The organism is Microbacterium xanthum, assembly GCF_034531355.1.
Taxonomy (GTDB): Bacteria; Actinomycetota; Actinomycetes; order Actinomycetales; family Microbacteriaceae; genus Microbacterium; species Microbacterium xanthum.
The window spans coordinates 155870-177572 of the sequence record NZ_JAWHUE010000002.1; the positions used below are offsets into that span (position 1 = coordinate 155870).

At 69.1% G+C, this 21703-nt stretch carries 26 protein-coding genes; 22 read left to right on the forward strand and 4 right to left on the reverse strand.

Features of this window, described 5'->3' with window-relative positions; translation table 11 throughout:
• The first annotated feature begins 88 nt into the window (after window positions 1-88).
• The 19 genes from rpsH to RZO50_RS06480 all read left to right on the forward strand — a co-directional run bounded on the left by rpsH (window position 89) and on the right by RZO50_RS06480 (window position 13346).
• The gene (gene rpsH, locus RZO50_RS06390) at window positions 89-487 is read left to right on the forward strand and encodes a 30S ribosomal protein S8 (RefSeq protein WP_322598883.1); all 399 of its coding nucleotides are present in this window, start codon (window positions 89-91) and stop codon (window positions 485-487) included.
• Between the two features lie 6 nt (window positions 488-493).
• Window positions 494-1030: a 50S ribosomal protein L6 gene (gene rplF, locus RZO50_RS06395; RefSeq protein ID WP_322598884.1), complete on the forward strand. Its 537-nt coding sequence runs from the start codon at window positions 494-496 to the stop codon at window positions 1028-1030.
• A gap of 2 nt (window positions 1031-1032) precedes the next feature.
• The gene (gene rplR / locus RZO50_RS06400) at window positions 1033-1392 is read left to right on the forward strand and encodes a 50S ribosomal protein L18 (RefSeq protein ID WP_322598885.1); all 360 of its coding nucleotides are present in this window, start codon (window positions 1033-1035) and stop codon (window positions 1390-1392) included.
• Complete coding sequence (rpsE, locus tag RZO50_RS06405; protein ID WP_322598886.1) at window positions 1389-2081, forward strand: 30S ribosomal protein S5; 693 nt, start codon at window positions 1389-1391, stop codon at window positions 2079-2081. Before rplR ends, rpsE begins: the two co-directional genes overlap by 4 nt.
• Window positions 2081-2266, forward strand: a complete 186-nt coding sequence (gene rpmD / locus RZO50_RS06410) for a 50S ribosomal protein L30 (RefSeq protein WP_194424257.1) — start codon at window positions 2081-2083, stop codon at window positions 2264-2266. The genes rpsE and rpmD overlap by 1 nt, the downstream gene beginning before the upstream one ends.
• Complete coding sequence (gene rplO / locus RZO50_RS06415) at window positions 2266-2814, forward strand: 50S ribosomal protein L15 (RefSeq protein ID WP_322598887.1); 549 nt, start codon at window positions 2266-2268, stop codon at window positions 2812-2814. The genes rpmD and rplO overlap by 1 nt, the downstream gene beginning before the upstream one ends.
• A gap of 99 nt (window positions 2815-2913) precedes the next feature.
• Window positions 2914-4236, forward strand: a complete 1323-nt coding sequence (gene secY, locus RZO50_RS06420) for a preprotein translocase subunit SecY (RefSeq protein WP_322598888.1) — start codon at window positions 2914-2916, stop codon at window positions 4234-4236.
• Window positions 4233-4838 (forward strand): adenylate kinase, encoded by a 606-nt coding sequence (locus tag RZO50_RS06425; protein WP_322598889.1) that lies wholly within the window; start codon window positions 4233-4235, stop codon window positions 4836-4838. Before secY ends, RZO50_RS06425 begins: the two co-directional genes overlap by 4 nt.
• A complete protein-coding gene (map, locus tag RZO50_RS06430; protein WP_416211579.1) occupies window positions 4771-5685 on the forward strand; it encodes a type I methionyl aminopeptidase in 915 nt (304 codons plus the stop codon). Before RZO50_RS06425 ends, map begins: the two co-directional genes overlap by 68 nt.
• A 15-nt stretch (window positions 5686-5700) precedes the next feature.
• Window positions 5701-6387: a DsbA family protein gene (locus RZO50_RS06435; RefSeq protein WP_322598890.1), complete on the forward strand. Its 687-nt coding sequence runs from the start codon at window positions 5701-5703 to the stop codon at window positions 6385-6387.
• 211 nt (window positions 6388-6598) lie between these two features.
• Window positions 6599-7573, forward strand: a complete 975-nt coding sequence (locus RZO50_RS06440; RefSeq protein WP_322598891.1) for a hypothetical protein — start codon at window positions 6599-6601, stop codon at window positions 7571-7573.
• A 289-nt stretch (window positions 7574-7862) separates the two neighbouring features.
• Complete coding sequence (infA, locus tag RZO50_RS06445) at window positions 7863-8084, forward strand: translation initiation factor IF-1 (protein ID WP_028496510.1); 222 nt, start codon at window positions 7863-7865, stop codon at window positions 8082-8084.
• Between the two features lie 79 nt (window positions 8085-8163).
• Window positions 8164-8280, forward strand: a complete 117-nt coding sequence (gene rpmJ / locus RZO50_RS06450; protein ID WP_055821300.1) for a 50S ribosomal protein L36 — start codon at window positions 8164-8166, stop codon at window positions 8278-8280.
• Window positions 8281-8509: 229 nt separating this feature from the next.
• The gene (gene rpsM / locus RZO50_RS06455) at window positions 8510-8884 is read left to right on the forward strand and encodes a 30S ribosomal protein S13 (RefSeq protein WP_071044934.1); all 375 of its coding nucleotides are present in this window, start codon (window positions 8510-8512) and stop codon (window positions 8882-8884) included.
• Between the two features lie 31 nt (window positions 8885-8915).
• A complete protein-coding gene (gene rpsK / locus RZO50_RS06460; protein ID WP_071044935.1) occupies window positions 8916-9314 on the forward strand; it encodes a 30S ribosomal protein S11 in 399 nt (132 codons plus the stop codon).
• A 157-nt stretch (window positions 9315-9471) separates the two neighbouring features.
• Window positions 9472-10461 carry a DNA-directed RNA polymerase subunit alpha gene (locus RZO50_RS06465; RefSeq protein WP_322598892.1) on the forward strand — a complete coding sequence of 330 codons (990 nt, stop codon included), beginning with the start codon at window positions 9472-9474 and terminating at the stop codon, window positions 10459-10461.
• Window positions 10462-10529: 68 nt separating this feature from the next.
• Window positions 10530-11084, forward strand: coding sequence for a 50S ribosomal protein L17 (gene rplQ / locus RZO50_RS06470; RefSeq protein WP_322598893.1), 555 nt, complete (start codon window positions 10530-10532; stop codon window positions 11082-11084).
• A gap of 122 nt (window positions 11085-11206) precedes the next feature.
• Window positions 11207-12232, forward strand: coding sequence for a GNAT family N-acetyltransferase (locus tag RZO50_RS06475; protein WP_322598894.1), 1026 nt, complete (start codon window positions 11207-11209; stop codon window positions 12230-12232).
• Between the two features lie 73 nt (window positions 12233-12305).
• Window positions 12306-13346 (forward strand): GNAT family N-acetyltransferase, encoded by a 1041-nt coding sequence (locus RZO50_RS06480; protein WP_322598895.1) that lies wholly within the window; start codon window positions 12306-12308, stop codon window positions 13344-13346.
• Between the two features lie 9 nt (window positions 13347-13355).
• Here RZO50_RS06480 and RZO50_RS06485 read toward each other — a convergent pair whose 3' ends face one another.
• Window positions 13356-15341 carry an acyltransferase family protein gene (locus RZO50_RS06485; RefSeq protein WP_322598896.1) on the reverse strand — a complete coding sequence of 662 codons (1986 nt, stop codon included), beginning with the start codon at window positions 15339-15341 and terminating at the stop codon, window positions 13356-13358.
• Window positions 15342-15465: 124 nt separating this feature from the next.
• Here RZO50_RS06485 and truA point away from each other — a divergent pair, with 124 nt between their 5' ends.
• Window positions 15466-16311, forward strand: a complete 846-nt coding sequence (gene truA, locus RZO50_RS06490) for a tRNA pseudouridine(38-40) synthase TruA (protein WP_322598897.1) — start codon at window positions 15466-15468, stop codon at window positions 16309-16311.
• 28 nt (window positions 16312-16339) lie between these two features.
• On the opposite strand, the gene RZO50_RS06495 is transcribed toward truA, so the two are convergent.
• The gene (locus RZO50_RS06495; RefSeq protein ID WP_322598898.1) at window positions 16340-16957 is read right to left on the reverse strand and encodes a hypothetical protein; all 618 of its coding nucleotides are present in this window, start codon (window positions 16955-16957) and stop codon (window positions 16340-16342) included.
• A 221-nt stretch (window positions 16958-17178) separates the two neighbouring features.
• On the opposite strand from RZO50_RS06495, the gene RZO50_RS06500 reads away from it, so the two are divergent.
• A complete protein-coding gene (locus tag RZO50_RS06500) occupies window positions 17179-17904 on the forward strand; it encodes a fructose 1,6-bisphosphatase (RefSeq protein WP_322598899.1) in 726 nt (241 codons plus the stop codon).
• Between the two features lie 20 nt (window positions 17905-17924).
• Window positions 17925-19400, forward strand: coding sequence for a glycosyltransferase family 2 protein (locus RZO50_RS06505; protein ID WP_322598900.1), 1476 nt, complete (start codon window positions 17925-17927; stop codon window positions 19398-19400).
• 69 nt (window positions 19401-19469) lie between these two features.
• On the opposite strand, the gene RZO50_RS06510 is transcribed toward RZO50_RS06505, so the two are convergent.
• Both RZO50_RS06510 and RZO50_RS06515 read right to left on the reverse strand, forming a co-directional pair.
• Window positions 19470-20525: a response regulator transcription factor gene (locus RZO50_RS06510; RefSeq protein ID WP_322598901.1), complete on the reverse strand. Its 1056-nt coding sequence runs from the start codon at window positions 20523-20525 to the stop codon at window positions 19470-19472.
• Window positions 20526-20642: 117 nt separating this feature from the next.
• Window positions 20643-21665 (reverse strand): glycoside hydrolase family 6 protein, encoded by a 1023-nt coding sequence (locus RZO50_RS06515; protein WP_322598902.1) that lies wholly within the window; start codon window positions 21663-21665, stop codon window positions 20643-20645.
• Between the last annotated feature and the right edge of the window lie 38 nt (window positions 21666-21703).

Consider the following 21703-nt stretch of genomic DNA (forward strand, 5'->3'; position numbering starts at 1 on the left):
TGGGCCCGGGACTTCCGGGCCCACACCCCACCACAGGTCGGCCGTCGTGTAACGGCGTACGAAACCTGGTGACAGAAAGAAGCAATCCATGACGATGACAGACCCGGTCGCAGACATGCTGACCCGTCTGCGCAACGCGAACTCGGCGCACCACGACTCCGTGTCGCTGCCGAGCTCGAAGCTCAAGACCCACATCGCCGAGATCCTCAAGCAGGAGGGTTACATCTCGGAGTGGGCCGTCGAAGACGCACGCGTCGGTCAGACCCTGACCCTGACGCTGAAGTACGGCCCGAACCGCGAGCGGTCGATCGCGGGCATCAAGCGCGTGTCGAAGCCCGGCCTGCGCGTGTACGCGAAGTCGACCGAGATCCCCACGGTGCTCGGCGGCCTCGGCGTTGCCATCCTGTCCACCTCCTCCGGTCTTCTCACCGACCGGCAGGCCGAGTCGAAGGGCGTGGGTGGGGAAGTCCTCGCCTACGTGTGGTGATCTGACATGTCGCGAATCGGACGTCTCCCCATCGACATCCCCGCCGGCGTGACCGTTTCGGTCGACGGCCGCGATGTCGCCGTCAAGGGCCCCAAGGGCGAGCTGAGCATCACCGTCGCCCAGCCCATCGAGGTCGCCGTCGAGGACAACCAGGTCGTCGTGACCCGTCCCGACGACGAGCGCGAGTCGCGGTCGCTCCACGGCCTGACCCGCACGCTCATCAACAACAACATCATCGGTGTCACCCAGGGCTACACCAAGGGCCTCGAGGTCGTCGGCACGGGCTACCGCGTGCAGCAGAAGGGATCGAACATCGAGTTCGCCCTCGGCTTCTCGCACCCCGTCCTGATCGAGCCGCCGGCAGGCATCACGTTCACGGTCGAAGGTAACAACAAGGTCACCGTGAGCGGCATCGACAAGCAGGCCGTCGGCGAGACGGCTGCCAACATCCGCAAGATCCGCAAGCCCGAGCCCTACAAGGGCAAGGGTGTGCGCTACGCGGGCGAGGTCGTCCGCCGCAAGGCCGGAAAGGCTGGTAAGTAAGCATGGCTGTGAAGTCGAAGAACGTCGCCCGTGCGCGTCGTCACGCCCGCCTTCGCAAGAAGATCGTCGGCACCGAGCTGCGTCCGCGTCTGGTCGTGACCCGTTCGGCGCGCCACGTGTTCGTCCAGGTCGTGGACGACGCCAAGGGCCACACGGTCGCGTCGGCGTCCACGCTCGAAGCGGACCTCCGCTCGTTCGACGGTGACAAGACCGCCAAGGCGCGCAAGGTCGGCGAGCTCGTCGCCGAGCGCGCGAAGGCCGCCGGTGTCGAGGACGTCGTGTTCGACCGTGGCGGCAACCGCTACGCCGGCCGCGTCGCCGCGATCGCCGACGGTGCCCGCGAGGGAGGGCTGAACCTGTGAGTGACAACAAGGAGACCGAAGTGACCGCCACCGAGCAGGCCGCGCCCGAGCAGGCCGCTGCCGAGGCGCCGCAGACCGAGCGCGAGCCGCGTGAGAACCGCCGCGGCGGTCGTGAGCGCAACAACAGCCGCGACCGCGGTTCGCGCGACCGTGGCGACAACCAGTTCCTTGAGCGCGTCGTCACCATCAACCGCGTCTCGAAGGTCGTCAAGGGTGGTCGTCGCTTCAGCTTCACCGCGCTCGTCGTCGTCGGCGACGGCAACGGTGTGGTCGGCGTCGGCTACGGCAAGGCCCGCGAGGTGCCCCTGGCCATCTCGAAGGGTGTCGAAGAGGCCAAGCGCAACTTCTTCCGCGTGCCCCGTTCGGCCTCGACCATCCCGCACCCGGTGCAGGGTGAGGCCGCCGCGGGCGTCGTGCTGCTCCGCCCGGCCGCTGCCGGTACCGGTGTCATCGCCGGTGGTCCGGTGCGTGCCGTGCTCGAGTGCGCCGGCATCCACGACGTGCTGTCGAAGTCGCTCGGCTCGTCGAACACGATCAACATCGTCCACGCGACGGTGGAGGCCCTGAAGCAGCTCGAGGAGCCCCGTGCGGTCGCCGCGCGCCGCGGCCTCGAGTTCGACCAGGTCGCCCCCGCCCGTCTCGTGCGTGCGGAGGCCGAGGCCACCGCGAACGCGAAGGCTGGTGCATGATGGCCGCACGTCTGAAGGTGACCCAGGTCAAGTCCAAGGTGAGCGAGAAGCAGAACCAGCGTGACACGCTGCGCAGCCTCGGTCTGAAGCGGATCGGCGACACCGTCGTCCGTCCCGACGACGCGCAGACGCGCGGCTACGTCAAGACCGTCGCCCACCTCGTGAAGGTTGAGGAGATCGACTGATGGCTGAGAACGACAAGGCCGAAGCCGAGAAGGCTCCGGCGAAGAAGGCCGCGAAGCCGGCCGCCAAGAAGACCGCCAAGCCCGCCGCGACCGAGGCTCCCGCCTCGCGCCCCGGTGTGCTGAAGGTCCACCACCTGCGTCCGGTTCCCGGCGCCCACACCGCCAAGACCCGCGTGGGTCGCGGTGAGGGCTCGAAGGGTAAGACCGCCGGTCGCGGTACCAAGGGCACGAAGGCGCGCTACCAGGTGCGCCCCGGCTTCGAGGGCGGGCAGATGCCGCTGCACATGCGCACCCCGAAGCTGCGTGGGTTCAAGAACCCGTTCCGCGTCGAGTACCAGGTCGTGAACCTGAGCAAGCTCGCGGAGCTCTACCCGCAGGGCGGCGACGTCACCGTGAGCGACCTGGTCGCCAAGGGTGCCGTCCGCAAGAACGAGAAGGTCAAGGTGCTCGGCACCGGCGACATCTCGGTCGCCCTGACCGTGGACGTCGACAAGGTCTCGGGTTCCGCCGAGCAGAAGATCGTCGCCGCGGGCGGTTCGATCAAGTAAGTCCCTGACGGGGGTCGGAGATCACTCCGGCCCCCGTTCGGCTACCCTGGGTAGCGGCGTGCCGTGTGCCGCCGCGCATTCCCACCTGGAGGCATCGTCTTGTTCAGCGCCATCGCGCGGGTCTTCCGCACCCCCGACCTGCGGCGGAAGATCGCGTTCACGCTCGCGATCATCGCCATCTACCGTCTGGGTGCGCACATCCCGGCACCGTTCGTGGACTTCCCGAACATCCAGGAGTGCCTGCAGATCACCGGCACCACGGAGGGTCTGCTCTCGCTGGTGAACCTCTTCTCCGGCGGTGCGCTGCTGCAGCTGTCGATCTTCGCGCTGGGCGTCATGCCGTACATCACCGCGACGATCATCGTGCAGCTGCTGCGCGTGGTCATCCCGCACTTCGAGACCCTCTACAAGGAGGGCCAGTCGGGCCAGGCCAAGCTCACGCAGTACACGCGCTACCTGACGATCGCCCTGGCGCTGCTGCAGTCGACGACCCTCGTCACCGTCGCGCGCAGCGGACAGCTGTTCGGCGTCACCGACGTCGCCGCCTGCCAGCAGGTGCTCACCAACGACGTGTGGTGGGCGCAGCTGCTGATGATCATCACGATGACCGCCGGCACGGGCCTGATCATGTGGTTCGCCGAGCTCGTCACCGAACGCGGCATCGGCAACGGCATGTCGCTGCTGATCTTCACCTCCATCGCCGCGGCTTTCCCCGCCTCGATGTGGGCCATCGCCACGTCGCAGGGTTTCGAGATCTTCCTTCTCGTGCTCGCGGTCGGGATCGTCGTGGTCGCGCTCGTCGTCTTCGTCGAACAGTCGCAGCGCCGCATCCCGGTGCAGTACGCCAAGCGCATGGTCGGACGCCGCACGTACGGCGGGACCAACACCTACATCCCGATCAAGGTCAACATGGCCGGCGTCGTGCCCGTCATCTTCGCCTCGTCGCTGCTGTACATCCCCGCATTGATCGCGCAGTTCAACCAGCCGCAGGCCGGCGAGGAAGCAGCCCCGTGGGTGGCGTGGATCGCCCAGTACTTCACGACGGGCGACTCGCCGATCTACATGGCGACCTACTTCCTGCTGATCGTCGGATTCACGTACTTCTACGTCGCGATCACCTTCAACCCGGTCGATGTCGCCGACAACATGAAGAAGTACGGCGGATTCATCCCCGGCATCCGTGCCGGTCGCCCCACGGCCGAGTACCTCGACTACGTGCTCACGCGCATCACGCTGCCCGGCTCGATCTACCTGGGTCTGATCGCGCTGCTGCCGCTGATCGCGCTGGCCACCGTCGGGGCCAACCAGAACTTCCCGTTCGGCGGTGCCTCGATCCTCATCATCGTCGGTGTGGGTCTGGAAACCGTGAAGCAGATCGACGCTCAGCTTCAGCAGCGTCATTACGAAGGGCTCCTCCGATGACGGACCAGACCGCTCGACTGCTGATCGTGGGCCCGCAGGGCTCCGGCAAGGGCACGCAGGGCGTGCGTATCGCCGAAGCCTTCGGCATCCCGGCCATCTCGACCGGTGACATGTTCCGCGCCGCGGTCGCGGCCGGCACCGATCTGGGAAAGCAGGTCACGGCCGTCATCGAGGCCGGGAACCTCGTTCCCGACGAGCTCACCAGCGCGGTCGTCGCCGAGCGGCTGAGCCAGGAGGACGCGGCCGACGGCTTCCTGCTGGACGGCTACCCGCGCAACCTCGGTCAGGTCGCCGACCTCGACGCGTTCCTGCAGGCGCGCGACGAGAAGATCGACGCCGTCATCGAGCTGAACGTGCCGCGCGAAGAGAGCATCACCCGCCTCACCCAGCGTGCGAAGGAGCAGGGGCGCACCGATGACACCGAAGAGGTCATCGCGAATCGCCTCGGCATCTACGAGAGCGAGACGGCCCCCATCCTGGAGGTGTATCGCGAGCGTGGCGCCGTGGACACCATCGACGGGGTCGGCTCGCTCGATGAGATCACCGAGCGGATCGTCGCGGCCCTCGATCGGCGCGGCCTCGCGCGTCGCGCGCTCGCCTGACGTGTCGCCCTCGCTGATCCCCGGTCGACGCTCGATCTACAAGACCCCCGCGCAGCTGCGCGCCATGGTCGAACCCGGTCTCATCACGGCCGACGCCCTTGCCGCCGTGCGGGATCTCATCGCCCCCGGGGTGACGACCGCCGAACTGGACGCGGCCGCCTCCGAGGTGATCACCTCTCGTGGTGCGAAGTCGAACTTCCAGATGGTGCGAGGGTACCGCCACACCGTCTGCACCTCGGTCAACGAACAGGTGGTGCACGGCATCCCGGGCGATCGCGTCCTGGAACCGGGTGACATCATCTCCGTCGACGCCGGTGCCGAGTACCGCGGATGGAACGGCGACTCCGCCTTCACCGTGGTCATCCCGGATCCCGATCGGCCCGACGTCGTCGCGGCCCGAGAGGAGCTGTCTCGCGTGACGCGTGGGTCGCTGTGGGCGGGGATCGCGGCGTTGTCGACCGCGTCGCACATCGGCGAGATCGGTGCGGCGATCCAGGCCTACATCGAGGCGCAGGGGGAGTACGGCATCCTGCGCGAGTACGTCGGGCATGGGATCGGGCGCAAGATGCACGAGTCCCCGTCGGTGTTCAACTACCGCGTCGCCGACCCTGGACCCGAGGTGCGCCCGGGTCTGGTGCTCGCGATCGAGCCGATGGTCGTCGCCGGCAGCGACGTGACCTTCGTCGAGGACGACGGTTGGACGGTGTCGACCGTGGACGGCATGGCCGGCTCACATTGGGAACATAGCGTCGCCGTGCATGATGACGGGGTGTGGGTGCTCACGGCGCCCGACGGCGGTGCGGAGGGCCTCGCACCGTTCGGCGTCACGCCCCGAGAGATCGCATAGGAAGAGGAACACAGCATGATGGCAACGAGCGCGAAGCAGACGAACTGGTTCGCCGTGTGGGTCAGCGTCGTGGTCGTCGCGGTGCTGGTCGTCGTGACCGTGCTGGTCGTCTGGATGAACAACGCCGCCACCGACCCGGGCGAGCCGCCGCAGGGTTCCGGCATCAACCAGGAGACCGGTGCCGTCGTCGTCGGAGACGGTGACCAGACGATGGACACCTACATCGACTTCATGTGCCCCATCTGCGGGCAGTTCGAGGACGCGTACGGCGAAGACATCCTCGCCCTCGTCGAGGAGGGCACGATCACCCTCAACATCCACCCGATCTCGATCCTCGATCGCTTCTCGCAGGGCACCGAGTACTCCACGCGTGCGGCGAGCGCGATGTACTGCGTGGCGGAGGCCGACCCCGACGCGGCGGTGCCCTTCATGCAGGCCATGTTCGCCGGCCAGCCCGCCGAGAACACCGAGGGACTCGCGGACGAGGAGATCCTCGCGATCGCGGAGGGCGTCGGCGTGACCGGCATCGACGCGTGCGTCACCGACGGCGAGTACACCGACTACGTGACGGCGATGACCCAGAACACGCCGGTGCAGCCGGGCAACTCCGGCATCGCGACCCCGACGATCGAGATCAACGGCGAGGTCATCGCCAACTCCGAGCTCCCCGAGCCCGAGAACCTGGCCTCCCTCTTCAGCTGACCCCGCGACCCGGCCCCCGCGGCCCCGCGGCCGAGTCCACCCCTTCTCAACGAATCCACCCCTTTCCGGCGCCGGAGAGGGGTGGATTCGTTGAGAAGGGGTGGTTTCGCGGGAGGGCACTCGCCCTCCCCAGGAGGGCACCGGGAGGTTGCGGTGCACGACGGAGTGATCGGCCGACGCAGCGGATGCGCGGGCGCGTGACCATCGAGCCGTGGACATCGAACAGGCGCGGGCCGACATCCTCTCGCGGGACCGGCTGGTGTGGGACATGGGCGAGCGCGAGCTGCGTCGACGGGTCGAACGGGGAGAGCTTCGTCGGCTCGGCCCGGGGCGATTCGTCACGACGAAGAGATGGGAGGGACTCTACGCAGAGGACCGACACCTCTTGGAGGTCGTCGCATGCGATCAGCGACGCCAGGGTGGTGAAGCTGTGGTGTCACACGTCTCGGCGGCGGTCTTGCACGGGCTGCCGCTGTACCGGACCCGGCCGACGCGCGTCCACATCAGCGGTGGCGGGACGGACGGACGGACGAACTCCGGTGGGCTGGTGGCCCATCACGGTGTCGCGGTGCCCGACGAGGACGTCGTCACGATCGGCGGGATCCGGTGCACGGGTCTGACGCGCACTGCCTACGACGTCGCGCGGCAGGTGAGCCGGAACGCCGCCGTCGCCTGCCTCGACGCGGCGATGCGCTCGGTGGCGTGGGACGAGCGGTCGCGGACGTACGACCCGGAACGGGCGGAGCAGTGGCGGGACGCGGTGATGACGCGCCTCACGACCGGCGCGCGGGGAATCCGTCAGGCACGGTGGGTCTTCGCCTTCGCGGACGGTCGCGCGCAGCTGCCCGGCGAAAGTGTCAGTCGTGTCCTGCTCGATGAGCTCGGCTTCCGACACATCCGCCTGCAGGTGCCGTTCGTGGGGCCGGCGGGGCAGGACTGGGCGGTCGACTTCGGTCTGGACGACGTGGCGGCGCTCGGCGAGTTCGACGGCGAAGGGAAGTACGTCGAGGCCGAGCTCCGAGCGGGCCGGACGATCGAACAGGTCGTTCGACGGGAGAAGGAGCGAGAGGATTGGATCCGCGGGATCAGCCAGAGACGCTTCGTGCGCTGGACATCCGCGCAGCTTGCCTCGGCCGCCGCCCTCCGGGACCGGCTTGCCCGTCACGGCGTTCATCCGCCGCGGTGACATCCCCTCAATCCACTGCAACGCGCCGAATCCACCCTCCGCCTGCGTTGCCACGGGGTGGATTCGGCGAGATGGGGTGGACTCGGGATGGAAGGGGCGGGGGAGGATAACGCGTAGTTGTGCGGGCGGGCAATACCACGTATGCTCGTTCTTTGGTGCGTTGCGCCTATCGTGGCGTGTCCGCGCACCACCAACCCATCACCGCAGACCGATCGGCTGCACGGCGCCCCGCCACGGTTGACACCGTACGGGAGTCGGGCACGCGAGCTGCACGAGCGATAGTGAGTTTATGGCGAAGAAAGACGGTGTCATCGAGATCGAGGGCGTCATCTCCGAGGCCCTGCCCAACGCGATGTTCCGCGTCGAGCTGACCAACGGGCACAAGGTGCTGGCCACGATCTCCGGGAAGATGCGGCAGAACTACATCCGCATCATCCCCGAGGACCGCGTCGTCGTCGAACTCAGCCCGTACGACCTCACCCGGGGTCGGATCGTGTACCGCTACCGCTGAGCCGGTCGAGAAGTAACGGCCCGGTGCGCGGCAGCCGCCGCACACCGAGGCACGAAGACAGCGAACAAGGAACAGAACAATGAAGGTCAACCCCAGCGTCAAGCCGATCTGCGACCACTGCAAGGTCATCCGTCGCAACGGCCGCGTCATGGTCATCTGCAAGTCCAACCCCCGCCACAAGCAGCGCCAGGGATGACGCGTGTCGGATCGATGCGCGCGCAGCGCGCGTTGATGCGACTCGGGTCATGATCGAGTAGGCCGCCCCGCGGCCGTATCGAAATCTCCCTCGATCTCCACCGAGATCCCACCCACGTACAACTGAACACACCTACGGCAGGATCAGAACCCGCAAGGGGGACACCTCGGGGCGGAGGCCCGGGCACCGATCCTGCTCCACACCTCCACGACACTCCTTTGGAGACGACATGGCACGTCTGGCCGGAGTCGACATCCCGCGCGACAAGCGCGTGGTGATCGCTCTCACGTACATCTACGGCATCGGCCGTACCCGTTCCGCCGAAATTCTCGCGTCGACCGAGATCGACGGGAACATCCGCGTCAAGGACCTCAGCGACGACCAGCTCGTCGCGCTCCGCGACTTCATCGAGGGCACCTACAAGGTCGAGGGTGACCTCCGACGCGAGGTGGCCGCCGACATCCGCCGCAAGGTGGAGATCGGCTCCTACGAGGGCCTGCGCCACCGCCGCGGCCTCCCGGTGCGCGGTCAGCGCACGAAGACGAACGCCCGTACCCGCAAGGGGCCGAAGCGCACCGTCGCCGGTAAGAAGAAGGCCCGCTAAGGCGCGCTGCAAGGTTTAGAGGAGAACACTCATGGCACAGGCCAAGACCGCTGCGCGCAAGCCGCGCCGCAAGGAGAAGAAGAACATCGCGCTGGGCCAGGCCCACATCAAGTCGACGTTCAACAACACGATCGTCTCGATCACCGACCCGTCGGGCGCCGTCATCAGCTGGGCATCGTCCGGTGGCGTGGGCTTCAAGGGATCGCGCAAGTCGACCCCCTACGCCGCGGGCATGGCGGCCGAAGCCGCCGCGCGCCAGGCGCAGGACCACGGCGTCAAGAAGGTCGACGTCTTCGTGAAGGGCCCGGGGTCGGGCCGCGAGACCGCGATCCGCTCGCTGCAGGCCGCCGGCCTCGAGGTGGGGTCCATCCAGGACGTCACCCCGCAGGCGCACAACGGCTGCCGCCCCCCGAAGCGCCGCCGCGTCTGAGTTTGCCGCACCCGGGTTCCGGTGCGTGGGTCCGCCCGCGCACCGGCCCGGGATTCGGTCGTTTCACGACGGGCCGCCGCCGGGCGGACCGTCCCACAACTCAACAACTCAACCAGCAAGTGTCATATAGCGGGCACTTAGCCGAAAGGAACACATAGTGCTCATCGCACAGCGTCCCACCCTGAACGAGGAGAAGATCGGGGAGTTCCGCAGCCGCTTCGTCATCGAGCCGCTCGAGCCCGGCTTCGGGTACACGATCGGCAATGCGCTGCGTCGCAGCCTGCTCTCGTCGATCCCCGGTGCCGCCGTCACCGGAATCCGCATCGACGGAGTCCTGCACGAGTTCAGCACGATCCCCGGTGTGAAGGAGGATGTCACCGAGATCATCCTGAACATCAAGCAGCTGGTCGTCTCGAGCGAGCGCGACGAGCCCATCACCGCCTACCTGCGCAAGACGGGCGCCGGCGAGGTCACCGCCGCCGACATCTCGGCCCCGGCCGGTGTCGAGGTGCACAACCCCGAGCTGGTCATCGCGACGCTCAACGACACCGCCAAGTTCGAGCTCGAGCTCACCATCGAGCGCGGCCGCGGCTATGTGTCGGCCAACCAGAACCGCAACGAGTACGCCGAGGCCGGCCAGATCCCGGTCGACTCGATCTACTCGCCGGTCCTCAAGGTCAGCTACCGTGTCGACGCCACCCGTGCCGGGGAGCGCACCGACTTCGACAAGCTGGTGCTGGATGTCGAGACCAAGCCGTCGATCGCCCCGCGCGACGCCGTCGCCTCGGCGGGCCGCACCCTCACCGAGCTGTTCGGCCTCGCGCGCGAGCTGAACGTCGAGGCCGAGGGCATCGAGATCGGCCCCGCGCCGGTCGCCGAGGTCGCCTCGAACGAGCTGTCGATGCCGATCGAGGACCTCGATCTGTCGGTGCGTTCGTACAACTGCCTCAAGCGCGAAGGCATCAACACCGTCAGCGAACTGGTCGCCCTCTCGGAGACCCAGCTGATGAACATCCGCAACTTCGGTCAGAAGTCGGTCGACGAGGTGCGCGACAAGCTCGTCTCGCTCGGCCTCTCGCTCAAGGACTCGGTCCCCGGGTTCGACGGCGCGCACTTCTACGCCGGCTACGACGAAGAGAACGCCTGAGCCGCACGGCCGCCGGTCTGACCGGCATCCGTTTTCGACCGACTTTTCCCCACTGGAGTAATTGAGACATGCCCAAGCCCACCAAGGGTCCCCGCCTCGGAGGCGGCCCCGCACACGAGCGCCTGCTGCTTGCGAACCTCGCCGCGGCGCTGTACACCCACAAGTCGATCCAGACCACCGAGACCAAGGCGAAGCGCCTGCGTCCGCTGGCGGAGCGTCTCATCACGTTCGCCAAGCGCGGCGACCTGCACGCCCGCCGTCGCGTGCAGTCGATCATCGGTGACAAGGAAGTCGTGCACATCCTGTTCGCCGAGATCGCCCCGCTGGTCGCCGAGCGTGAGGGCGGCTACACCCGCATCACCAAGGTCGGCAACCGCAAGGGTGACAACGCCCCCATGGCCGTCATCGAGCTCGTTCTCGAGCCGGTGACCCCGAAGGCGAAGAACACCAAGACGGCCGCGGCGCCGGTCGCCGAGGAGACCCCCGCCGAGCAGGACCCCGCCGAGGAGACCCCCGCCGAGGAGACCCCCGCCGAGGACGCCGCCGCCGAGGCCGGTGCCGAGTCGACCGAGGAAGGCGAAGCCGCCGAGGCCGCCGCCGAGGACGCCGACGAAACGAAGTGATCGCCGCCGGCACGGCCGGCGCCACCGCAGCCGGAAGGCCCGCGACCCGAGAGGGTGGCGGGCCTTCCGTCGTCACCGGCTCGGTTTGACCCGCACCGGGGGGACCCGCGTACCGTGGGAAGGTGGCCGACCAGACCCTGAACCACCGTGTGACCGCTCCCGAGACCCTCGCGCCCGCCGCGCATCCCGACGTGGCGTGGCGATCTCCGACGACAGACGACATCGAGGCCATCCACGCCGCGCTCGTGTCCGCCGATGAGGTCGACCACCCGACGTGGGCTTTCGCCCGGGGGGATGTGGAGGACTGGTTCGAGCTCCCGCAGACCACCCCCGACGACCTCCTCGTGGGCGAGACGCCGGAGGGTCGCATCGTCGCGGTCGGCGCGGCGATCAAGCAGGAGGACACCACGCTCGAGGTCCGTGTGAGCCTCCAGGGCGCGGTCGTCCCCGACATGCGCCGCCGCGGCCTCGGGACGATCGTCGGTCGCTGGCAGTACGACCGTGCGCTCCAGCTTCTCGCCGCGGAGACGGACGCGACCGTCGACGGCGTCATCGAACAGTACGTCCATGAGAACGACCCGGGTGCTGCCGTCATCGCGGGCGACCTCGGCATGACGGTCGGACGCTGGTTCGTGGTCATGGAACGAGACCTGACCGAACCGGTCTTCGAGGTGGAGGGCGACGTCGAGCCCGGTGTGGATCTGGTTCCGCTGTCTGCAGACCGGGTCGACGATGTGCGCCTGGCGCGCAACGACGCCTTCCGCGACCACTGGGGAAGCGTGCCGTATTCCGAGGAGTACTGGAACGCCTTCACGGGGTCGGAGCACTTCCGCCTGGACCTGTCGACCATCGCGATCATCGACGGGGAGGTCGCGGCGTTCTGCCTCGTCACCGTGAACGAGGACAACTGGGAGCGCCGCGGACTGCCGTACGCCTACATCGAGTACATCGGCGTCGTGCGTGCCCACCGCGGCAAAGGGCTGGCGCCGCGTGTGATCCGCCGCACGCTGCGCGCGATGGCCGCCGCCGACCTGAAGGCGACCCAGCTCGACGTGGACACCGACAGTCCGACGGGGGCGAACACGCTCTACGAGAGCCTCGGCTTCGCCGAGCGCGACCGTGAGCAGGTCTTCACCCGCCACTTCTGAGGCCCCCACCGCGCGTCGGCAGGTGCCGGCGCGCGGGTCGTGCGGCCGTCTGCGGGCGGTTTAGAGTGTGCGGGTGACCGAGACCCCGGATGGGCCGGATACGCCGCTCAGCGCGCGCGTGAGTGCCCCGGAACGCCTGCCCCACCCCGCCCACCCCGACGTCGCGGTCTGGCGTGGCGCGACAGTCGACGACGTGGATGCGATCCATGCCGTCATCGCCGCGGCCGACCGCGTCGATCACCCGACGTGGGTGACGCCGCGCGAGGACGTGGCCGACACGTTCGCCCTCCCGGACGTCGATCATCTCGCCGACACGGCGCTGGGGTTCACCGCCGACGGCGATCCGATCGCCGTCGGCTCGGTGATGCGCCACCCGGACACCTCCGCCACGCTGAAGGTGCATCTGGACGGCGCGGTGCACCCGCGGTGGCGACGACGCGGCATCGGCGGTCGGCTGCTGGCGTGGCAGTCCGACCGGGCACGGCAGGTGCTCGCCGCCTCGGATCTCGCCCTCCCCGGCGAAGTGCACCTCTACGTCCACGACGGCAATGACGGCGCCGTCGTCCTGGCCGAGCGCGCCGGGATGACCACCGAGCGCTGGTTCACGACGATGGAACGCGACATGTCGCGGCCGGTTCCGGAGCCGGACGTCCCCGATCGAGTGTCGCTGTACGCGTTCGATCCGATGTGGGACGAGGCGGCGCGCGAGGCCCGGAACGATGCGTTCCGGGATCACTGGGGAAGCCTTCCCACGCCTCCGGAACGGTGGGCGCAGTTCACCGGCGGCGCGTTCCTGCGCCGCGATCTGTCGACCCTCGCCGTCGTGGAGGACCGGATCGTGGCCTTCTGCCTCGCCTCGGTCAACGAGGACGACTGGGTCACGCTGGGCGTCAGCAACAGCTACATCGATCTGATCGGGGTGGTGCGCGACCATCGCGGCGAGGGGTTGGCGCCGCTCGTGATCTCGCGCACCCTTCGCGCCATCGCCGCGGCCGGGCTGGAACGGGCGGTCCTCGATGTCGACACCGCGAGCCCCACGGGGGCGAACGCGCTGTACGAGCGCCTCGGGTTCACGCCCACCGAACGGGATCGGGTGTTCGTCTCGCGCTTCTGAGCGGATCCGTCACTGCGGCACCAGCGGCGGACCGTGACTGTTCTCGTCGCGGAACGCCCGGAGCTCCTCGCCGTACCGGCGGACGGCACGCTCGTACTCGGCCCGTTCGACACCCGCGGCGACGGCGTCGGCGTACACGTCACCGCCGCGATGACCGGGGTGGATGCGGTCTCCCGCGAGCAGCTCGCGATGCGGGTCGATCGCCGCGCTCCAGTCGGCGACGCTGACGCCGCTGTGGGCGGCGGCGAAGGTGCGCAGGGTGTCGTTGACGCCGGGCACCCAGTCGCGCGGTGCGAAGGCGTTGACGAGGACCACGCGACGGTCGGGGCCCGCGATGTCGGCGATCTCCTCGAGCGTCGCGCGGTCGACCGGTCCGTTCGTGCCGAGGCCGACGACGACGACCGGCCGCAGACGTCCCTCGTCCCGCAGCGTGCGGAGGATCCCCGGCCCGGCCCAGGCGGAGCGCGACTCCGCCGCGTCGACGGAGATGCCGGGGAACCGCTCCAACAGGGACGGCGCCGAGGCGAGCATGACCGAGTCCCCCACCGCGGTGATCTCCTCGCCGGTCACCGGGGTGGGCGAGGGGGTCGGGGCCGCGCCGGTGTCCGGCGTCTCCTCCGGTGCAGCCTCCTGATCGGCGTCGCCGGCGGTGGCCGAGGGGTCCGTCGGCGAGGGGGATGCGGTCTCGGCTGCCAGTGCGGCGGCTCCTGCCTCGACGACGGACTGTCCCGACGACACGGCGGGTCCCGCGACGACGGCGGCCGCGGTGCCGGCGACCAGAGCGGCCCCGGCGGCGAGCCCCGCGAGGGCGGTCACCCGGCGGCCGGAGCGTGCTCGAAGCGCCATTCCGATGCGTCGGAGGCTGCCCCGGAAGCCCACGCGGCGCACCGGTGACTCGACGAAACGGTAGGACAGCCCCGAGAGGACCAGTGTGAGGGCGAGGGTGAGCAGGCCGATACCGACCGGCACGCCGGCGTCGGGCCCGGTGCCCTCCATCGCCGCCACCAGGAGCACCAGGAGCGGCCAGTGCCACAGGTAGATGCCGTAGGAACGCTCGCCCACCCATCGCAGCGGTCGCGCGTCGAGGTGCCGACCGAGGGGCGACCCCGGCCAGACGCCCGCGAGTGTGACGAGGGCGGCACCGATGGATGCGGCGGCGAGGGCGCCGGGGAAGGTCGCCGTCGTGTCGGCCGGCGGAAGGGACGCGATCAGGAGGATTCCCAGCAGGCCGACCGAACCGATGACGACAGCCGTCGTGCGCACGGCGCCCGAACGCATCCACACCGGGACGGCGCCGACAGAGAGCCGCCGCCGCAGCGGAGCGATCCCGAAGGCGAGGCCGACGCCGAGGAAGATGCCGAAGGCGTGACTGTCGGTACCGAAGTACGCGCGTGTCAGGTCGCCGCCGGAGGCGACGAGCACACCCATCCACGCCGCCGAGGCGACGGCCAGGGCGAGCGCGGCGCCGACCCGCGCCCAGGCGCGCGGCAGGAGGAGGAACAGGGGCAGCACCAGCGGCCAGACGACGTAGAACTGCTCTTCGACGGCCAGGGACCAGAAGTTGCGGAACAGCTCCGGGGTGGCGGCGGAGAAGTACCCGGTGCCGCCGGCGACGGAGATCCAGTTGTAGCTGAAGGTGAATGCCCCGATCACTTGGGCGCCCAGGCGAACCAGGACGTCTCCGCCGATCATCCAGGCGGCACTCGCGCAGACCGTGACCACGAGCGCGAGGGCCGGGAGCAGACGTCGCGCCCGGCGGCGCCAGAAGTCCCCCAGGGAGATCCGACCCGTGGCGCGGTGTTCGCGCAGCAGCAGACTCGTGATGAGGAATCCGCTGATGACGAAGAACACGTCCACGCCGACGAACCCTCCCGCCAACAGGGTCCCGGGGAAGAGGTGGTAGATCACGACCAGCCCGACGGCGATGGCGCGCAGGCCGTCGAGGCCCGCATATCGCGTCGCGGGCGAGGCGGGGGGAAGCGGTGGAGTGGTCATCGTTCGAAGGGGTGCACGCGGGGCGCCGAGGGGAGGCGGGGCGACACGTCAGTGTACGACCGTGCGAGGGGAGCTTGCCGAGCATCCGCCGGGAAGCGCGGCCGTGGCGGCGTAGGGTGGAGCGGTGCGCATCCGGCTCGACATCGCCTACGACGGCACGCACTTCCGCGGCTGGGCGCGCCAGCCCTCGCATCGCACCGTGCAGGGTGAGATCGAAGGGGCGCTCGCCCGTGTGCTCGGCGGCGATCCGCGCCTCGTGGTGGCCGGCCGCACGGACGCCGGTGTGCACGCGACCGGGCAGGTCGCGCACGTCGACCTCGACGACGCGCAGACCGAACGGATGCTGTCCCGACGCTCTCGCGGGCCGCACCGCGATCCGGTCGAGGCGCTCGCCGGACGCCTCCGCGGCGTCCTCGGCGCGTACGCGGACGCGACCGTGACGACCACGTGCGCGGCCCCCGAGGGGTTCGATGCCCGCTTCTCGGCGGTATGGCGGCGCTACGCCTACCGGATCGCCGATGACACGACCGGATACGACCCGCTCGAGCGGTCGCGCACCACGACGGTGCGGGCCGAGCTGGACGTGGACCGTATGGATGAGGCCGCTCGCACGCTGGTGGGGCTGCATGACTTCGCCGCGTACTGCAAGCCCCGGGAAGAGGCGACGACCATCCGCACGCTGTTGGAGTTCGACTGGCGGCGGGACGGGTCCGGCGTCCTCGTGGCGAACGTCAAGGCCGACGCGTTCTGCCACAGCATGGTGCGGGCGCTCGTCGGGGGGTGCGTGGCGGTCGGCGAGGGCCGGCTGAGGGTGGTGGACCTGGCGCGCATCCGGGACGACCTGGTGCGGGTCCCCGAGGTGAAGGTGCTCGCCGCCCGAGGGCTGACGCTCACGGCCGTGGGATACCCCGCCGCCGACCAGCTGGCTGCGCGGGCCGCGCAGACACGCAACCGGCGCGACCGCGACTGACCGCGCGGCGCGCGCACGGCCCGCCCGGCTACTGTCCCGGCTGGAAGATCGCGACGGTGAGCATGTCGCTCGCGGTCTGCTTCGCGTACTCCTTGGACGTCGGCGTGGTCTGCACGAGGAAGTCGTAGGTGAACTGCAGCTGCACGTACGCCGTGTCGGCGGGGAGCGCCCCGACGTTGAAAGTCTGGGAATAGCTGTACGGCGCGAGCACGAGGTAGCCGGGGGAGACCGCGGAGGTGTCGCTCTGCGGATCGAGGGCGCCCAGGGTCTCCCCGTCCCGGTCATGGGCGACGGCGACCATGGTGGCGCTCTGCAAGTACACCTTCTGGCCGTCATCGGGGGTCACCTCGGTGACCATCGAGATGCTCACCGGTTTGACCGCCTCCGCCGTCCACAAGTCCATCGACAACGTCGACCAGTAGTCGACCGTCGCGGTGACGGCCCCGGCGACGAGTTCGCGCTGGGTCGATCCGCTGGAGAGGTCATTGGGCACCGGCGCCGGGGCCGGGGACGAGGTGCTGCGGGTCGGGGACGGGGTCGCGTCACCGCCGTCGCCGTACTCCCACGGGGCGGGGCCGCAACCGGCGAGGACGATCGCGAGAGCGGCGGCCGCCGTCGCCGTGCCGACGCGTCGTGCTGTTCCCATGTGCCGTTCCCTCCCGAGCGGTCCGTCGGTTCAGTCTACGAGAGGCCGCCGCCGTGCCGCGCGATGCCCCGTCGGACGTTCCTCAAGGCTCCCTCAAGGGAACCTCAAGAAGCTCAAGACGGCCGAATCGGCTGGTTTCCTGGTTCATGTCGCGGGAATCCCGTGACGCCGCCGGGGACCCGAACCCCGGCGGCACCCTCGATCATCAGGAGCGGACCATCGTGAGCACTTCGTCATCGCCGATCACGCGCCGCGTCGTCGCGGTGGGCGCGGCCTTCGGGCTGGCCGTCTCGCTGGCCGGCTGCACCCAGGTCGCCGAGATCTTCAACGGAGTCCAGCAGCCCGCTGCGGCCGACGAGCCGGTCGCCTACGCCAGCCCCACCCCGCTGGCCACCGAGGACATCGCGTTCGACTCCCTCTTCGCCTACGACGGCTCGGTCGCGCTGTCCACCGACGTCGCCGACCAGCTCGAGCTCCGGCTGGACGTGTGGGCGGCCGACCCCAAGCGCACGAGCGAATGGGATACGTCGACCGCGAAGACGTTCGGGTTCGCCGTGAACGTCTACGACCACTACGTCGACGAGAAGGCCGTGCTGACCCAGAAGCGCCGCGTCTACATCTCGTCGATCTCGATCACCTCGCAGACGGCGCAGACGTCGGGACAGGTGCAGAACCCGTTCCAGTTCAGCTCGGATCCCCGCACCCTGGTGCCCAGCGACACGCTGCGCTCGGACCGCGGGCTGCTGCTGAACAGCTTCCAGGGCGGGCTGCTCGTCCCGGAGACCACGATCAACCAGCTCCCGGCCGACACGTACGGCGTGACATTGGAGTTCGCGATGACCATCGCCGTCGAGGGCGTCGCCGACGACGACGACTCCTTCTCGCAGCAGACGGTGTACCAGTACCTCCCCATCGCGATATCCTCCGACGAGGCAGCAGAGCAATGACGTCCGTGAGGGGAACGATCATGACCGACGTCAACAGCCCCCGTGCGGCGGCTCCCCACGCGCCGGATTCGATCCTGCCGCGCGAGCCCGCGGCCGAGACCGAGCCCGGCTTCGCGGACGACTTCTCGGCGGTGCTGGAGAACACGACCGGCCACCGGTCGACGATCGGATGCATCATCCCGGCCTACAACGAGGAGGAGTCGATCGCCGACGTCATCCAGTCGTTGCTGGCGCAGACCCGCGTGCCCGATGTCATCCACGTCGTCGTCAACAACACCTCGGACGCCACCGTGCGCATCGCGTCGGAATTCGCCGGCGCCCACCAGCTCGAGACGGAGATGGGCGAGCAGTTCACCGAGGTGTTCGTGCACGACATCGGCAAGAACCCCGACAAGAAGGTCGGCGCGCTCAATTACGGCTACTCGCTCGTCGAAGGATACGACTACCTCCTCGGCGTCGACGGGGACACCACGGCGGACTCGCGCGCGGTGGAGTATCTCGAGACCGAGGCTGTGTCGGATTCGCGCATCGGCGGGATCTCGGCGATCTACTCGATCGACGACCGCCCGATCAAAGGACTCATCGGAAAGTTCCTGATCGCCGGTCAGCGCACGCAGTTCGCGGCGTTCAACCTGCAGAACCTGCTGCGCGGGCGCAACATGGCCGTGCTCGGCGGGCAGTTCTCGATCTTCTCCACCAATGCCCTCCGCGAGGTCATGCGGCAGAACCACCAGTCGACGCCGTGGGTCAAGGACAGCGAGGTGGAGGACTCGTTGCTCTCGCTCCAGATCAAGAGCGCCGGATACCTCACGAAGATCAGCCCGTTCTCGCGGGCGGATGTCGGCGGCATGACCACTCTGCGCGGATACGACGCCCAGCAGGTGAAGTGGACCTACGGCGCCATCGAACTCATGTGGCCGGGACAGCGCGGGGACACGAAGGGTCAACCGTTCCACCCGAACCTGCGCCTGCGCTGGTTCGAGAACTTCGGCATGCTCACGAACCTGTTCGTCCGCGTCGCCTTCATCACGCTGCTGGCCGCCTCCCTGTCGATCAACGCGTTCGTGTTCTCGGCGTGGTGGCTGATCCCCGTCCTGATGGCGGTGCTGCTGAACCTGCGCATCGCCTACACGATGGAGAACCGGAACTCGCGCGACGTCCTGTTCGCGGGGCTCGTTGTTCCGGCCGAGATCTTCATGTGGATCCGGCTGAGCCACTTCCTCCGGTCGTGGACGCGGTTCCTGTCGCGCAAGAAGGTGGACAACTGGGCGATGCAGGCCAAGGCGGAGAAGGGCGGCGGCAGCACCCACTGGATCCCGCTGATCCTGCTGGTCGCCGTGTTCGTCGCGCTCGCCGTGATCTGGTCCATGCTCGATCCGGTCGTCCAGTCCACCATCCTGTGGATCGGCTGGCCGATCGTGGGTGTGGTCACCGTCATCCAGACCCTCCTGATGTTCTTCAAGCTGATCCGTCGTCACCAGGGGTACAAGGTCTGAACCCCGCGCATGAGGAGAGCCCCCGCCGGACGGCGGGGGCTCTCCTCATGCGCGTTCAGGCATGCGGCGTCAATTCGCCGGGCTGAGCTCGCTGGTCATACGGTAACCGACGCCCCGGACCGTCTCGATGTAGCGGGGATTGGTCGGGTTGTCGCCGAGCTTGCGGCGCAGGTTGGTCATGTGCGCCTCGATCGCCCGCTTGTCGGCTTCGCCGACGAAGTACGACGTCACGTACGACTCGCCGCGCAGCACGAGCGTGAGGTCGGCCTTGCTGCGCACGCGGCGCTTGGACTCCATGAGGGTGGCCAGCAGGTCGAACTCGGTGCGGGTCAGATCGAGCTGCTCGCCGCCGACGATCACCACGCGCGAGTCGGGGTTGACCTGCAGGTCGCGGTGGGTCATCACCGACGGACCCGCCAGCTCCATCGCCCCGCCGTTCGTGGTCCGCTCGACGTCGGTGCCCGGCGCGGGGCGATCGGTGTAGGCGGGTACCCAGTGCGCGGGCGCTTCGGCGCCGGGGGACAGGCGGTAGGTGGCGGGGTCGTCGCGCGGCGGGGGAGCGGTGTCGGGGCGGGGTGCGTCGTATCCGTCTCGCCGGGGCTCCTGCCATCCGGGGCCGGCATCCGCATCCCATCGCTCCGCCTGATCGAAGGAGGGCTGCGGGCCGCGGGAGGTGTTGCGCCCTCCGGGGAAGGACGGGCCGACGGAGTCCTGACGGGGCGCGGCCGGGGCGGATGCGCCTTGGCGGGGCCGCCGGAGCATCGCGTCGATGCGGGCACGGAACTCCCGCGGACGGAACGGCTTGATGATGTACTCGTCGGCACCGGCGCCGAGGCCCAGCACCACGTCGGCCTCGTCTTCGAGACCGGTGAGCATGATGATGTACGTGTCGCTCTGCGCTCGGATGCGACGCGCGGCCTCGAATCCGTCGATGCCGGGCATGTTGACATCGAGGGTGGTGATGAGGGGCCGGTAGGACATCACCGCGCGCACCCCGTCGATCCCGTTGCCCACCGAGACCGTCGAGAAGCCCGCCGCCTCGAGCACCTCGCGCAGGAGGTGGCGGATGTCGGGGTCGTCTTCGACGATGACGGCGGTCTTGAGGTCGAGCGATGGGTCGGTCATCGGCGAAGCTCCGGCTCTGGGGAAGGGTGCGGGCCCGGTAGGACATTGCTGGGGGAAGGTATGTCTCCGGTCATGCTACACACCGCCGGTACACCGGCGTATCCCCCGGCACGCCGGTCAGCGGGCCTCGCGGGTGAGCTCGACGGCCGCTTCGGGCCACCACACGCCCGCGGCCGGACCGCCGTTGCAGGTGCCGTCGCTCTCGCCGGGCGGCTTGATCCACAGGTTCGTGTCGACGACCTCGTCACCGAGCGTGCCGCCCGGCTCGCCGACGAGGCGCCCCGACGGGTTGCACCAGTCGCCGTTGGATCCGGCGCCGGAGCGCGAGGTGTCGATGATCGCGTGCGAGCCGCCCAGCAGGTCTGACAGCTCGTGCGCGTAGGCGAACTCCTCGGTGGAGTGGTTGTAGTTGGAGACGTTGGTGGCGAATCCGCGGATGTCGTCGGCGCGGTCGAGGGCGGCGATCAGGCCGGCCATCTCGGCAGCGGGGACCCAGTTCGAATGCCCGCCGTCGACGTAGATCCAGGTGTTGGTCCCGGCGAGCCGGTCGATGGCGTTGCGCAGCTGCCTCACGCGCTCCTCGACGTTGCCGCACTCGGGCGCGAGGGCGAGGCTGTCCGGTTCGAGGATGACGATCTTCTGCACGTCGGGGGCGGCGTTCAGTCCGCGCGCGATCTCATCGATCCAGATCGCGTAGTCCTCTTCGGCGAGTCCCCCGGCGGAGAAGTTGCCGCAGTCTCGTCCGGGCAGCCCGTACACGGCGACGGAGAGGGCCGTCCCCGTGTCGCGCGCCTCGGCTGCGAGGTTCGACACGCGTGCGGTCGCTTCGCCGAGGGGGTCCTCCTCCGGCGTGAGCCAGTAGGTCGTGGGTTGCTGGGCCAGGTAGGCGGTCGCTTCGTATTCCTCGGTGCCGGCGGTGAGCTCGTCGAGCGCGCGGGCGGCCTTGGACTCCTCCGGCGCGACGATGGTGGTGCCCACGGCGGGCGGTCTGGCCGACAACGTCTGCACTCCCCACGTGATGAGAGACCCGATGCCCGCGAGCACGGCGATGATGGCGACGGCGGTGACGCCGAGCAGCGTGAACAGCAACCACCGCGGCATCCCGAACCGTCGCCGCACGGGTGCCGGGCGTACAGTCACGTATCGATGCTATCCCGATCGCGCGGGAGCACCGAGCC

What these genes read in the sequence shown, in the direction of transcription:
- rpsH (WP_322598883.1), top strand. Translation starts at nt 89, where the DNA reads ATGACGATGACAGACCCGGTCGCAGACATGCTGACCCGTCTGCGCAAC.
- rplF (WP_322598884.1), top strand. Translation starts at nt 494, where the DNA reads ATGTCGCGAATCGGACGTCTCCCCATCGACATCCCCGCCGGCGTGACC.
- rplR (WP_322598885.1), top strand. Translation starts at nt 1,033, where the DNA reads ATGGCTGTGAAGTCGAAGAACGTCGCCCGTGCGCGTCGTCACGCCCGC.
- rpmD (WP_194424257.1), top strand. Translation starts at nt 2,081, where the DNA reads ATGGCCGCACGTCTGAAGGTGACCCAGGTCAAGTCCAAGGTGAGCGAG.
- rplO (WP_322598887.1), top strand. Translation starts at nt 2,266, where the DNA reads ATGGCTGAGAACGACAAGGCCGAAGCCGAGAAGGCTCCGGCGAAGAAG.
- RZO50_RS06425 (WP_322598889.1), top strand. Translation starts at nt 4,233, where the DNA reads ATGACGGACCAGACCGCTCGACTGCTGATCGTGGGCCCGCAGGGCTCC.
- map (WP_416211579.1), top strand. Translation starts at nt 4,771, where the DNA reads ATGAGATCACCGAGCGGATCGTCGCGGCCCTCGATCGGCGCGGCCTCG.
- RZO50_RS06435 (WP_322598890.1), top strand. Translation starts at nt 5,701, where the DNA reads ATGATGGCAACGAGCGCGAAGCAGACGAACTGGTTCGCCGTGTGGGTC.
- infA (WP_028496510.1), top strand. Translation starts at nt 7,863, where the DNA reads ATGGCGAAGAAAGACGGTGTCATCGAGATCGAGGGCGTCATCTCCGAG.
- rpmJ (WP_055821300.1), top strand. Translation starts at nt 8,164, where the DNA reads ATGAAGGTCAACCCCAGCGTCAAGCCGATCTGCGACCACTGCAAGGTC.
- rpsM (WP_071044934.1), top strand. Translation starts at nt 8,510, where the DNA reads ATGGCACGTCTGGCCGGAGTCGACATCCCGCGCGACAAGCGCGTGGTG.
- rpsK (WP_071044935.1), top strand. Translation starts at nt 8,916, where the DNA reads ATGGCACAGGCCAAGACCGCTGCGCGCAAGCCGCGCCGCAAGGAGAAG.
- rplQ (WP_322598893.1), top strand. Translation starts at nt 10,530, where the DNA reads ATGCCCAAGCCCACCAAGGGTCCCCGCCTCGGAGGCGGCCCCGCACAC.
- RZO50_RS06485 (WP_322598896.1), bottom strand. Translation starts at nt 15,341, where the DNA reads ATGACCACTCCACCGCTTCCCCCCGCCTCGCCCGCGACGCGATATGCG.
- RZO50_RS06495 (WP_322598898.1), bottom strand. Translation starts at nt 16,957, where the DNA reads ATGGGAACAGCACGACGCGTCGGCACGGCGACGGCGGCCGCCGCTCTC.
- RZO50_RS06505 (WP_322598900.1), top strand. Translation starts at nt 17,925, where the DNA reads ATGACCGACGTCAACAGCCCCCGTGCGGCGGCTCCCCACGCGCCGGAT.
- RZO50_RS06510 (WP_322598901.1), bottom strand. Translation starts at nt 20,525, where the DNA reads ATGACCGACCCATCGCTCGACCTCAAGACCGCCGTCATCGTCGAAGAC.